Source organism: Chryseolinea soli (assembly GCF_003589925.1).
GTDB classification, from domain to species: domain Bacteria; phylum Bacteroidota; class Bacteroidia; order Cytophagales; family Cyclobacteriaceae; genus Chryseolinea; species Chryseolinea soli.
In genome coordinates this window covers 3,643,766-3,657,939 of sequence record NZ_CP032382.1, presented here as the reverse complement: position 1 = coordinate 3,657,939, position 14,174 = coordinate 3,643,766, and the positions used below count along the sequence as shown (strand labels likewise).

At 51.2% G+C, this 14,174-nt stretch carries 8 protein-coding genes; all 8 read right to left on the bottom strand.

Features of this window, described 5'->3' with window-relative positions; all coding sequences use genetic code 11:
* Positions 1-73 precede the first annotated feature (73 nt).
* The 8 genes from D4L85_RS15690 to D4L85_RS15655 all read right to left on the bottom strand — a co-directional run bounded on the left by D4L85_RS15690 (position 74) and on the right by D4L85_RS15655 (position 14,162).
* Positions 74-1,090 carry a FecR family protein gene (locus D4L85_RS15690; protein WP_119755178.1) on the bottom strand — a complete coding sequence of 339 codons (1,017 nt, stop codon included), beginning with the start codon at positions 1,088-1,090 and terminating at the stop codon, positions 74-76.
* Between the two features lie 75 nt (positions 1,091-1,165).
* Positions 1,166-1,777, bottom strand: a complete 612-nt coding sequence (locus D4L85_RS15685; protein WP_119755177.1) for an RNA polymerase sigma-70 factor — start codon at positions 1,775-1,777, stop codon at positions 1,166-1,168.
* Between the two features lie 322 nt (positions 1,778-2,099).
* Entirely contained in the window at positions 2,100-3,068 is a 969-nt protein-coding gene (locus tag D4L85_RS15680) for a hypothetical protein (protein WP_119755176.1), read from the bottom strand.
* A complete protein-coding gene (locus D4L85_RS15675) occupies positions 3,065-3,781 on the bottom strand; it encodes an imm11 family protein (protein ID WP_119755175.1) in 717 nt (238 codons plus the stop codon). The genes D4L85_RS15680 and D4L85_RS15675 overlap by 4 nt, the downstream gene beginning before the upstream one ends.
* 243 nt (positions 3,782-4,024) lie before the next feature.
* Positions 4,025-6,304 carry a TIM-barrel domain-containing protein gene (locus D4L85_RS15670; RefSeq protein ID WP_160143762.1) on the bottom strand — a complete coding sequence of 760 codons (2,280 nt, stop codon included), beginning with the start codon at positions 6,302-6,304 and terminating at the stop codon, positions 4,025-4,027.
* Between the two features lie 38 nt (positions 6,305-6,342).
* Positions 6,343-9,498: a beta-galactosidase, LacZ type gene (gene lacZ, locus D4L85_RS15665; protein ID WP_119755173.1), complete on the bottom strand. Its 3,156-nt coding sequence runs from the start codon at positions 9,496-9,498 to the stop codon at positions 6,343-6,345.
* 15 nt (positions 9,499-9,513) lie between these two features.
* Complete coding sequence (locus D4L85_RS15660; RefSeq protein ID WP_119755172.1) at positions 9,514-12,543, bottom strand: aminotransferase class III-fold pyridoxal phosphate-dependent enzyme; 3,030 nt, start codon at positions 12,541-12,543, stop codon at positions 9,514-9,516.
* Positions 12,544-12,635: 92 nt separating this feature from the next.
* Positions 12,636-14,162, bottom strand: a complete 1,527-nt coding sequence (locus tag D4L85_RS15655; protein ID WP_119755171.1) for a RagB/SusD family nutrient uptake outer membrane protein — start codon at positions 14,160-14,162, stop codon at positions 12,636-12,638.
* Positions 14,163-14,174 lie beyond the last annotated feature (12 nt).

The following is a 14,174-nucleotide window of genomic DNA, read 5'->3' as shown; positions in this document are numbered from 1 at the left end:
GCTTCCGTCTTTCTTTTTATGTCGATTTTATGTAGTCAACTCATGTGTTTGCTTTTTTCGGGCGTTCACGATTCTATTTTTTTATGTCGCAGCCACGGGCCACCACGTCAATCTTCTGCGCACTATGCAACGTGTAGGTAATAAGACCCGTCAGCTTCACCGACTCCAGCACGTCTTGGAGGGGTGTGCCTTCATTGAAGGCGGCCGTCACTTTGCACGCGCCGGCGGGCACATCCGAGAGGTTTATCTTCACAGCATACCAGCGCTCAAGTCGTTTTATCATTTCCGGCAGCGGACAGCTTTTGAAAACCAATCTTCCTTCATGCCATGCCACCCGTGTGGCCGAGGCAACCGAATCTTTTATCCACGTGTGCTGTCCCAGATCGTAGCGCACATGATGGTTGGGGGTCAACAACGCCAATTCATTTTGCTCGTGGCGTGTTGAATCAAACAGACCCACCGCAACCTTTCCCGTAGCTACCGTCACATCAATAGTAGCGTCGTCGTCATAGGCTTCTATGTTAAAGGACGTACCCAACACCCGCGTATAGAACTCGCGCGTCTGCACCACAAAGGGTTTATGCTCATCGCGGTGCACTTCAAAGAACGCCTCGCCCGTGAGCGCCACTTCGCGCAGCGCACCGCGAAACGATGCCGGATAACGAAGTCGCGACGACGCATTGAGCCACACCTGGCTGCCGTCGGGCAACTCCAGAAGGCGCTGTTCTCCAGCCTTTGTTTCCACAGAAACATAGCGCACCGGATCAACACGATCACGAATGGCATCCCAATATCGCGTTGTGAAATAGGAACACAGCATCAAGAACACTACGGACGCAGCGACCTTATAATAAACTTTACGCTGATCGGGTTTGATCTTGCTGCGTACGCGCTGGTAGCGCTTTTCAGCAGCCCGCCGATCGGCCAAGGGCTCCGTGGTTTCATCCCACATCTGCTGCATCATGGCATCGATCTGACTGGCAAACTCGGGATTCTCTAAGTACTGTTCTGCCGTGCGCTTTTCATCGGCCGTGCAGGTGCCTTCTAAAAATCTTCGAAATAATTCCGGATGAAAAGTGTTGTTATCCAAGTTGTGATCTTTGTCTATAATACACCTCAAATCACAACGAGGTCTATGCGAATAGAAAATATTTGTTTGGACCGTCTAGAAAACCGAAACCCAAACCATGACCCACACCATAAAAAGACTATCGGCAATGTCGGAATGCAGTGACATGAACCGGCGGATATCTTTCAAAGACTGAACAATTTGCACGCGAACCGTATTTTTTGAGATCCCCAAAGTCACCGCTATTTCCTCATAGCTCTTTCCTTCGTTGCGGCTCATTTTAAATATAGACTTACGTTGGGGTGGAAGGCAATCGATCGCCCGGTCGGCGATTTGAACATACTCATTAAAAAAGATCTGCTCCTCCGTGGCATTCCGCGATGTGACCATCGACAAGCTGTAGGCCTTCTTCATGGCAACCTGCGCGGTATTGCTTCGCAGATAATTGAGAATACGATTTTTAGCGATCTTATAGACAAATGCGCTGAACGAAAGAGACATATCCAGGCTCTCGCGGCATTCCCAAAGCTTAACAAATGTGTCTTGTAGAATTTCTTCGGCCACCTCGTGCGACCGGGTGAGCCGGAAAACATAGAGAAGAATTTTTTGCTCAAACCTCAAGAACAATTCTTTGAGTGCTGGCTCGCTTCCCTCCTTTAATAGAGTGACTAACTCATATTCAGAACAGTACCGAAAATTCTTTTTCATAATTGAGCATAAAAAGACAACGATCGAGAGGACACGAATTTATGCGATTCTTGTGTTGAAACTCTTATTTCAATATTAAGGAACCATTAAGATACCGGGACAAGGACTTGAACCGGCAAACGTTGCTGCATTGGCTGTAGCACGATTTTTGACTTTCACCTTGGAGGTCAAAATCTCTTCTCTTCATTTTTTATCCTTCTTTCGACGTAGACAAATCGGTAACGAATTTCTGCATATTGTTTACCGGAAAAATGGTTCGATATTCGGAACCTCCAGTGTACTAAAAGGAAGGCGAAGGCCATCCTTTTTTATCGTTATCAGCTCACCGATTGAGCTCGCGCAAAAAGAAATTGATATTTTGCTTGATCGAACGGACCACAGATTGCAGCTGATTGATCATCTCGGCCCGTGCGTGCAGGTCACCGGCTTTGTATATCCCTCCGTTTGAAAAGTTGACGGACCGGCCCGCTGCCTCCAGTTTACCGTCAAACTGGTAGGTGATCCACCGTTGGCGGGTGTTGCTCAGCAAAGAAGTGGTGCCGGCGTTACTAAACCGCTTTTCGGTAAGCATATACCAAGCAAACGGCCCGATCTCATGAGCGTTCTGCTGTTGCCAAACATTTCGCAGGAGATTTCTATCATGAAACAGCGTTACCTTTTTTCCTTGCGGATTTAACGTAGCTAAACCCAGCCCGGCACCCAACGTACCGGCACCGATGGCAACACCTTTGTTCCAATCATCATTGTTGATAAGCGCTCCCATGACAGCCGCAGCAGCCCCAACGACAATGGAAGCAACGGTAAGCCTGGTGGTCAGTGCGGAGTTGATGTTATCCACATAGCCGGCAATTTGATCGATCCGCTCGCCCTCACAATCCAGTTCCGCCGCCAGCGCATCAATTTCCGAGTCGGCCAGCAAGATCCGGCCATCAATCCGTTGTCTCAAGGAAAGTACCGCCATTCTGGCTTCCATCGAAGTGTCTTGCCGCAGCTCCTCCAGGCGCTTCACATCGTTGCCTATGCCGAGGGCGTGCATGATCAAAATGCTTTGTTCCGCATATTTCGTCTTGAGCTCCGCATTACTGACCAATACCGAATCGGTGTTCGAAGAAATAGTACGCTGAAACTCCGCAGTAAGTTTGCCAGGATCGCAATAGCTGTCTTTCGCTATCAATAGTTGCTGCGTGTTTTTGCTAACGGTACATGCATTGAAAACGAGCAGAACGATTATCGATACCATTGGAAAAATAAAGCGGGTTTCAATACCCCTGAAAGGCCGGCGGTTCATCATGGCTGTGAATTTCTATGTATTTCAACCCTCTGAAAAGGTCTTATCTGAACGCCTTTCAATCCTTTACTTTCCAGGACCACTTTTGCACTTGGGCTTACCAGCAGCGAATTGTTAAATCCCCACAATACGTCGTGTTGCGTATTCAAAGCCATGGATTTAAAGTCCAGCATCACATTGTCATTAAAGCGCTCGGTGCGTTTCTGATTAAACGCTTCGAAATTGGCGAAGCCTCCTTTTTGCGTCTCCACGATATTCCCGGTCTTCAGATCCACATACTTGTATTCAGACATCTCGTAGTCCATGATATGCATGATCGACCCGAATATTTGAAGCAAATAATACATCTGCGCCTCGTCCCTGTTCTCATAATTGATCAGGTTCAGTGGATAGTACCGGTGTTTGGGCATGGAGAAATTCTCCAGAATGGCCTTCATTGCCTCGCTCACAATCACGGCAAATCCATCACGGAGTCTGAACGCTTTGTAGGTGATATCGTCCGACCAATATACCAGGTCTGCATCGAAGGGCTTTTGCCGCCGGGCCGGCTTGTCCCTGATAACGTTGATCAAAAACATCGTGATTGGGCCAGCCATTTCGAGCTCCGCTTCCCGCGAAATTATCTCGTTAATATCATAGCTGCCATTCGTACCTTGGATAAGAAGGGCTCTCCACTCTTCATTTCCATCGCCCAGTGCCTTGGCTTCAAAAAACATAGTTTGTTGTATCCCTTAGTTTGTTAAAAACGATATGGTTCCAGAAGTCGAGACCCATTCCCAGGTTGATCGACGAGCGTTAAAATAACACTTATTAATCTTACCGCTGAAATGTTCGCCGAGATTTAGCTTAAATTCTGAGATTCAACACCCTCGATAGGCCTATTTTTTTGAAGTAAACGCAACTGCCCCGCCAAAATCACCAAAAACCAACCTGCGTAGTTGAACGATAGGTCTACGCGCTCATTTTATCACTACTTCAAATTCTTTTTCGGATCGCTTCACCACCTGAATGATCAGGGCGTCTCCGGGTGCATTGCGGGTCCACGTGACCGGTGTTTTCGCCGTGGCCTTTTTGCCTCCTTCGGGTATGGCTCTTCCCTGATAAAAAACTTTCGATTGATTTGGCGTTCCTTGCAATGTTATGGAATAGCTTCTCTCCGCACTACTACCGGTGTAGTGGCCTTGCAGGGCTCCTATCTTCACGGTAATCCTCTTGTCTGTCTTGTTCCGTTCGCACGTGATCATGGTCTTGCCGACTTCGCCCTGTTGATATTTTGTCGACACGCCGTCGTCTTCATAGAGCATAAACGAAGAAAGCGTATCGACCGGGAAGATCTCGAATGCGAGTTGGTCGGGCACGGAAGGATCGATCCATTCGGTGGCCTGCCGCGTGGGGATGATGGCGCCGCTTCGGATGAACAGGGGCAGCGTGTTGATATCTTCGACATTGTAGGTGATGATTCCACCGTTCCGGAAAATCTCCCGGGTGTTGTAGTCGATCCAGTCGTGGCCTTGTGGAAGGTAAATTTCCATGGTCTTGAAATCGCCGTAAACCGGTGCCACCAGCAATTCATTTCCAAGCATGTATTGATAGGGCCACGCATCCGACGAACAAATGTAGTCGTCCGGGAAGGCCAGCAGCATGGGACGTACGATGGGCATGCCGGTCTGGTACGTTATGTGCGCGTAAGAATAAATGTACGGCAGCAACCGGTAGCGCAGTTGAAGATATTTCCGGATGCTTGTCTCAGCCGTTTGGGTTTGTGTTTCTTCTATTTTCTTCACCCCCGTGATCGTATCCCTTCCGGTGATCCGGATCTTGTTTGTGAAGTCGAGCACGTCGATGTCGCCCGACCAGGGTTTTGGATTGTGCGAGCGTGCTACGGCGCTGAGTGCGGTGAACTGATTCCACCGTGCCTGGGCGCGCCAACTTGCGGCCACACCATCCGAACTCAAGTAAGTGTAGCCACTCAGTGGACCAAAGGTGTTGTTGGTGGCCTTCAGTTGAAATCTCAATTCGTTCCATGACGACGAGGCGTCTTCCGTCCAATGAAATGGATAGCGCCGGGCGCCGATCATGTTTTCAGTGGGCGCGACACTGTAGCGGAAGTCCCAGGGGTTCAGGGCCACCGTTTTGCGACATCCCAGAAACATCACCCGTTTGCCGGGTTGATATTGCTCGGTGAGGTTCCAGATGTAGCTGTCGGTGATGTCGTTGATGCGCGTATCCTGCCAGGTGCCTGCGATGCCCATGTCCAGCTTTTGTTTGTAGGCGTTGTTCCATACCGCTTCATCGTATACCGTTTCAGTCCACCCCTGATGTTTCCGGTTTTTGAAATCCGGCGCACTGTGATGAATCAGCATCACGTCGATGTGAAGGTCTTTCAACTTCCGGATCATTTCTTCCGGCGTAAAGGGCGTAGTGTAGTTCGGGGACCAGTTCAGCGATTTGCCCCACACGGTTTCCTTCTGGCCGTCGCAGCCATCGCCCCATTCAAAGTCTATTATCAAATTGTCGATGGGAATGTTTTTGTCGCGAAATTGTCGCGCTACGTCCAGCAACTGTTGTTGCGTTCCGTCGCAGGCAAGGTGTTGGGTTTGGAAGAAGCCATAGCCTTTGCGGGGCAGCAGGGGTTCGGGGCCGACGAGCGTGTTATACTGAGCGTAAATCGCTTCGTAGGACGGGCCGAAGATAAAATACAGATCTTCCAACACATCCTCCGCCAAATAAACATCGGTGTAGCGCTGTGTGATTTGACTATAGAACCAATGCGCAAAGCGACTGTTTTTGTTCGCCTCATTCAGGGCGCTGGCATTGTCGAAAAAAGTGTAGCCGTCTTTGAACATACCGTACGTGGGGCCGTCGGACGGATAGATTTTCTTTTTCCCATCACCGGACCACACTGTCCATGATAAGCCTCGCTTGGCAATCCGCAAAATGATCTTATCGGTTTTGATGCTAACTGTATTTCTATCTTCCGATTTCGTATACGCCACTTCTTTCCAGGGTGTCGTTTTTCCAATCGCAAAGGGAATGTCATACTGCTTAGGGAATTTCTCTCCTTGCAAATGCGAAATGCGTACGCGGAACATCGTGGGCGAATACAGGGAGACCTCCAAACTATCCTGAAACACCACCTTGGTAGAATAGAAATTATTTACAGGCGACGGTGTTTGGCCAAGTCCGGTTGCTGCGTGAACACAGACAAATAGTAAGGCGAGCACCAACTTGTCCAGCATTGTGGTTAATTTTTTCCGATTCATTGTACTGCGATAAATCATTCGACAGAAACGCCTTTTAACACAAATGAATAGCGATATTCAGCGGGTTTTATTTTATAAGCATCATGTACGGGGGCGCCCCACGAGTTATCACCGCCCACGCCCATTTGCAACAGATCGATGTTCCAAGTCACAAAGTCGCGCTGCACCACATCATAGCTATGCTTCGACACGTTGGGTACCAGTCCTGATGCCGACACACCTTTGCCTGCCTTGAAATCAAGCTCATCCTGACTGAAGGGCCACGCCGACGACGACAGCAGTTGAGCGTCGGCCAAGAGCTTCAAACCAATCCCGTCGAAGTTGGTAAGTGTCATCCAACGCACGTCGGTTTTGTTTCCCGTTTCCTGGGGTCTTGGATACAAATAAATCTGGTCCCACAACATTCCTTTGTACGCTCCCACAGCCGCACCGGATTTCCGGTCGGCATAGGATTCGTGCGGACCCCGGCCATACCAGGCCATGTATTGAAATTCCTGTGGCAAGGTGAACTGCATACCCAATCTCGGCAGGTCGGGCAATGTCTTTGATCCCGGAAGAAAATGATACTCCACCTTCACCTCGGCGTGCGGCCGAACCGTGTAGCGCACCTCAACCGTCGACTCCACCGTTGGGAGATAAAACTTCGACAACACGACTACCTCGTCTGCTGCCTCCTTTTCGATCCGACAGCTGATGAGTTTTGCGTTGTTCCCCGCGTCCTTCCACACCGCAGCCCAAACCTGCATGTTGTTTCCCAGGTCATTGTCTGTCGGTGCACGCCAGAATTGGGGTTGCAATGGAGTCCGCAATACTTTTTTGTTTTTGAAGGTGAAGTCTGACAACGTTCCATGGCTCAAATTGAACGCAACAGAAAAGTCTTCGCCCGATATGGTCACATCCGTCTTCGTCTTCATCGTCTTTAATTTTTCGGCCGATAGTGACGGCGATGCCACGTGTCTTTCCTCGATGACAAATTGTTCCCAGGCTACTTCAAATCCAACCGGCAAAAACGGAATGTCAGAATTTACGTGAGCACTAAGCTTGAGAATATATTCCAACGTATCGGCGGCGAACCGTGGCAATGAAATTTTGATGCGCGTGCCGTCACCGGGCAAAGCCTCAACCTTGTTCAACCACCCCTTCGACATCACCACGCCATCAGCCATCAGTTGCCATTGAAAACTCAACTTGCTAAGGTCGGAAAAGGTGTACTTGTTCCGGATTTCAAATTCTCCTTCCGCCATGTTCACCGCCTGAAAGGAAACCGGTTGGTATACTTTCTTTACCTCATAGTAATGGGGTATCGGCTCGCGAAGGCCCGTCACCAGTCCTTTGTTGATGAAGGCGCCGTCGGTAGGAAGGTCGGGATGATAGTCGTGACCATAGGCCATGTACTTCACGCCTTTGTTGTTGGTGTATTGCAGGCCTTGGTCGGACCACTCCCAGATGAAGCCCCCTTGCAACACGGGATATTTTTCGATCTCATTCCAATAGTCCTGCAGGTTGCCGCCGGAGTTTCCCATCACGTGAGCATATTCGCACATGATGAGTGGACGCGTGGGGTTCGACTTTGCATACTCTACAATCTGTGGTATGCGCGCATACATCGGCGAGAAAATGTCGGTATACGTATGCAGCTTGGCGGGCTCATACGCCACGGGACGCGTATGGTCGTGGCGGTGAAGCCAATGATAGGTGCTGTCGAACACCGGGCCGTCGCCCGATTCGTTACCCAACGACCAGATGATGATGGAGGGATGATTCTTGTCTCGCTCAAACATGTTGCGCGTCCGGTCCACGTGTGCCGGAAGCCAGCTCATTTCGTTGCCCAATTTGGTGCTGTCGTCCGACGCCAGGGGTTGGCTTTCGATGTTTGCTTCGTCGATCACATAGAAGCCGTATTGATCCATCAGATCGTACCACACCGGGTCGTTGGGATAGTGGCAACCGCGCACGGCATTAATATTGGCCTTCTTCATAAGTTCAATGTCACGGAGCATGATCTCTCTGGTGATGTAGTGCCCCTGCGTGGCATGCGCCTCATGCCGATTCACGCCTTTGATCTTGATGGCCTTGCCGTTGACCAACAACTGTGCATTTTTTATCTGCACTGTTCTGAAACCAATTTTGTCAGATATTACTTCTACAATTTTCTTGTCGGCGTCCTTCAACGCCACCACCATCGTATAAAGCTCAGGCGTTTCCGCCGTCCACTTTCGTGGATTGAAAATGGTCTGTGGGAGGGAAATCGACAAGGGCTTACCCGGGATAATCTGCAGGGGCTGCGTGGTGTTCCAAATAGCTTTTAAATTGTTTTTATCGTCGAGCAAAGACATTTCGGCGACGCCTTTGAACGTTTTCGCAGTCAGGTTTTTGAATTGTACGTTCACCAAGAGCTTGCCATTCCGATAGGCCTCATCCAGACCAGCTTTCACAAAGAAGTCCGACACTTTCACTTTCGGTGTAGCATACAGGTAGACATCGCGTTCGATGCCCGAAACTTTCAGCATATCCTGGGCTTCCAGGTAGCTGCCATCGTTCCAGCGAAAAATCTGGAGGGCTACGGTGTTTGTTCCGGCCCTAAGATATTTTGTGATGTCGAATTCTGCAGGCGTCTTGGAGTCTTCGGAGTAGCCCACTTGGATTCCATTGATCCAGACATACACCGCAGAGTTCACAGCGCCCAGGTGAAGAAACACTTCCCTCCCCTGCCACTCGTCTCGAAGCTCGAATGTCCTTCGATACGAACCCACAGGGTTGTAGTCTTGTGGCGCGTCAGGCCAATGCGTATTGAAAGGATATTTTTCATCGAGGTAAATCGGATGATCGTAGCCTTCCACTTCCCAGTTGACCGGCACCTTGATATTGTCCCATCCGGTCACATCAAATGCCTCTTTGTAGAACCCCTCGGGCCGGTCGGCCGGTTGTCTTGCAAAATTGAATTTCCACATCCCGTTTAACGACTGATACCCGGCAGACTTTTCCTTTTCATCCTGCACAGCCTGCTCCACATTGTCGTAAGAAAAAAATGTAGCGTGTGCTTCCTCTTTGTTGATTCTGAATACGGTGTGATCCTGCCACGGATCGCGCTGGGCAAACCCGTCGGAGACTATAGCAAAACAAATCGTGCACAGTATGATCCGTGTCGCACTCAAGTAAAGTTTGGTCATGATTTCGTTTCGGGGTTATTGAACACGCATGACATCTTCCCGCAGCACGCCGGTGATGGCGTCGAGCAGGAAATCGGCGTTGGTAGAAGAAAATACCAGGGGCGGTTTTATTTTCAGCACATTGTTGAAAGGGCCGTCGGTGCTCATCAAAATACCTTTGTCGCGCATGCGGTTCGCGAAGTAGGATGCCTGCTCTGTTGCCGGCGTTTTTGTCACCCGGTCCTTCACCAGCTCGAAACCAATGAACAACCCAGGTCCACGCACGTCGCCTACAATGGGAAACTGATCCATCAGGTTTTGAAGTCCCGCTTTCAGATAGTTTCCGACGGTCTTTGCATTTTGCTGAAGCCCTTCTTCCCGGATCACTTTCAACACTTCCAACCCAATGGCGCATGACACGGGGTTGCCTCCAAACGTATTGAAATATTCCATTCCATTTTTGAACGCGTTGGCAATGGCCTGCGTCGTCACCACCACGGCGAGTGGGTGGCCGTTGCCAATGGGCTTGCCGATGGTCACGATGTCAGGAACAACGTCGTGTTGCTGGAAAGCCCAGAAATGATCACCCGCTCTTCCACAACCGGTCTGCACTTCGTCGGCGAGGCAAACGCCGCCCGCTTCGCGCACATAGTGATAGGCTTGTTTCAAAAAGTTCTCCGGCAGTTCCACTTGTCCGCCACAGCTGATGACGGATTCAAAAATGAAGGCGGCGGGCTTGCGTCCCTGCGCTTGCATGTTCGCTATGGCTTGCTTCACATGCCCGGCATATTTGCTCCCCGCGTGTGGATCGTCGGCCCGATACAACCCGCGATACACATCGGGAATAGGCACCACGTGCACATGGGGTGCCGCGCCCTTTCCTCCCGCGCCGTCAAATTTATACGAGCTGATCTCGATGCAGCCCCCGGTGTTGCCATGATAGCCTACTTCGGAAACGATCATATCTTTTTGTCCGGTATAGTTCCGGGCCAGCCGCATGCCCAGTTCGTTGGCTTCGCTGCCGGAGTTTACAATGAAGGCCACGTCGAGCTGTGGTGGCATGGTCTCCAGTAGGGCCTCCACAAACTTCACAATGTTGTCGTGCAGGTAGCGCGTGTTGGTGTTGAGCACCGCCATTTGTCGCTGCCCGGCGCGCACGACGCGGGAATGTTCGTGTCCCACATGGGCCACGTTGTTCACCGTGTCCAGGTATCGCCGGCCTGTGTCATCCAGCAAGTAGACGCCGCTGCCTCTCACCATCTTGATCGGCTCGCGGTAGGAAATGCTCAGGTTCTTGCCGAGGTGTTCTTTGCGGTAGTCCACAATAGATTGCGAGCTCAGGCTCGCAGGAGATTCCGATGCTTTGCCGGTGAGTAAGATCCACGGGTCAGGACAAATGCTTTTCCAAAGGGCGCGCTGCGGCGCATTGGCCACCCCGGGAAAGTCGCCTTGTTTCCCCAGCATGTCGAGCACGATTTGAAAGTGCAGGTGCGTGGGCCAATTACCATTTTCGTGCCGGGCACCGACATGACCGATCACATCGCCGCGGCGAACTACCTTTCCCACCTTCATCGCCGTCAACGAGTCTGTTGACAGGTGTCCGTAGAGCGTGTAGAACACAAGATCATCGGCCACTTTATGTTCCAATACGATCGTGGGACCATAGTCGCGGTCAGCGGCGTTGTTGGCAAAACTGTGGACGGTGCCATCGCACACCGCGAAAACCTCCGCGGGTTGTTGGGTGAAGAAATCCATGCCGATGTGCACGGTTCGCCATGTTTGGGAATCATTTCCTGTTGCAGCAAAGGCATCAGTGGTATAGAATGCCCGGGCTTCATCGTAGCGGCCAATGGCCAGTGTCGCGTCCCCGTCGGCCATCAAGGTGCGGACTTGTTTGTCGAGGAGATCGCTGTCGTGCAGGTTTTGCGAATTGCCCACCTCCAGGCTGCCGACGCTCAGGTCGAGCCACATCACCTTCCTGGCGTTCTTCACCGGAAAGTCAATCGCTTTGTAATGCGACGATGCCCAGCGCACAAATTTATCATGCTTCGTGCAGGCTTCCTTGCCATATGCATTTCTGAAAGCATAATGTGCCAGCTCCGGTGAGATCGACCGGAGTTTCTCCAGCAGGTCCCACGCAGGACTGTCGCTGATTTGCAAATATCCATTATCCGGATGCTCCTCACGATTCATCGCGGCACACGTCACGCTGATGAGCAACCGCGCTGCCACTAAGGGAAAGATGACAGAAAGTTCTTCGTCTGTCAGGGCATAGACATTATTGAAACCTTTCACAACCCGACACGCCGCCTCCAGCGGATCGTTTTTTCCCATCGCCGCATAGGCGATAGCGATGGCCAGTTCGTTCACCGTGTGGGTATACACTACATCGCCAAAGTCGATGACGCCGGGCACGCATGGATTGGCCGGATCGTTGCTCACGAGCACATTGTAGTCGTTGGCGTCGTTATAGTTGACGCTCTTGCGCAATGCAGGAAGGATAGGGACCACACGCTGTTCGAACAGCGCGTAGAAATAGTGAACCCACTCGCTTCGCTCCCCCTCGGCGAGATGGAGATGCGGCTTGATCCACGCCGCTTGCGATGGATCCCACTTCATGAAGCGGTGGGCCTCGGCATGATCGAAGTCAGACAACGCCTGGCAAAGCTTTCCACACATTTCACCCATCTGTTCCAGCAATGCGGGGCTGTGTGGATTCACGTTTGCCCATGGTCGTCCGTCTACCCACGTCAGTAGCCGGGTCATGCGGGGCTGGGATGATCCATCAGCCATCTCAAGAATGTCGTTTCCGTTGATGGCCTTCACCACAGCCGAAACTTGCAGTCCCACATCTTTGCGTGCGAGGTGGTGCATCACAGCGTTCTGCAGCTCAAGACATCCGCGTTTCTCTTGCGTATTGGCGACCTTCAAAATAAAAGACCGGCCGTCGGATGCACGGAGAAAGAAATTTAGATCAAGCTCGCCGGGCAAAGACCGGACTTCTGTTTGTATTCCAAAATTTTTCAGCACAAAGCCGGCAATCTCGAGGGTGGAATAGGTTTTCATGGTCGTTTCTCGTGGTGTTCGCATGCAATATAAAAAAGTCACCCTCTTGCGAGGGTGATCACTTCTACCAATCTACCGGATGAGGAACCGGCTTACCATTTATCGTTTTGAACCAGGTTTTTGTTTAACCCCATCTCCGAAGCCGGTATGGGGCTGATCTCGTGTTTGCCCTCCACGAAGTTGCCAGCAAAGGCTTTGTCATGGTTCGTCAGGGTTGTCTTCATGCTCTCCGTCGCCGTGCTGCCTTTGCTCCAGCGGTACAAGTCCATCCAGCGAATGCCATACTCCATCGACAATTCACAGGGACGCTCATGATGGCGGATCTGCGTGCGGAGCGTCTCTTTCGTGAACGCGTTGTCAAGGGGTTTGGCATGCGCGCGGGCTCTCACGGTATTGATGGCGTCGATGGCGTCGCCGGTGTTGCCGCTTTCATTGAGGGCTTCGGCATACATCAACAACACGTCGGCATAGCGAATGAGCGAAACGTTGGTGCCCACATAGTCGCCTTGCTTGTCCGTCCACGCATTGTATTTTTTAAAGTATTGTGGAAAGGTGAGCGAACCTTTCACGTCGGCATAAGGAACCGGGTCGGTTTCGGTTGGGCGTCTGATGGTGGAATTGGGATCGTCAAAGAAAAGGGATTCGTATACGCGGTCGCTGTAAGCATTGCCGGCGGTGACATCGGTTTTCATTTCAGCCAGGATCCAGTCCGATGCCGAGAACAACTCCCAGCCATCCAACGCTGACGGGGTAATTTCCCAATTGATAGGTTGACGCTTGTCTACACCGCCGTTGCGATCGCCGGAGAATTGAATTTCAAACACCGACTCCACTCCGTTTTCTCCCACGCCATTGAAATTGTCGGCGTAGTTCGGCAGCAGACTGTAGGGTCCTTGCTCTACCACTTCCTTAAATTTAGTAGCCGCGTCGCTCCATTTCTCCTGGAACAAATAGGCTTTCCCCAACAGGGCTTTCGCCGACCATTTGGTGGCACGACCCGTCCACGCTTCGTCTTGCACGGCGGGCACGGTAGCCTCAGCCGCTTTCAGGTCAGATTCAATCAGCGACCAAATCTCGCTGGTCGCGGCTTGCGAAGGAATGAGCTTATCGAAATCCGTTTCGAAGACGGTGACCATCGGGATCTTCTCGAAGCTACACACCAGGTAGAAGTAATTCAGGGCGCGCAGGAATTTCGCTTCGCCAATATAGGCTTGTTTCAGTTCATCGCTGAGGCCGGGAACGTTCGGTGTGTTTTGGATCACCTGGTTTGCGCGGGCAATGCCGGCATAGCGGGTGAGCCAGTTGTTTGATGCCGTACTCTCGTCGGCGGTGTTGGTGAACGAAGCGAGTTTTCCGGCGTAGCCTGAGCTTGGATTGTTGCTGACCTCGTCGGTACGGATCACCATGCCGAGAAATACTTCTTCAAAAAATGTCCATTTGCTTCCATCCCAACTGGCCAATGCCGAGTAGGCGGCGGTGAGACCTTGTTGAACATGTTGTTCCGTTTGCCAGAACGAGTCGTTTGTTAAATTCCCTTTGTTGGGAACTTCCAGGTAGTCGCTGCACGACGAAGCCATGAACATGATCGCCAGCACCGCGAGAGTATATTTTGTTTTCATAGTCTGCTGTAG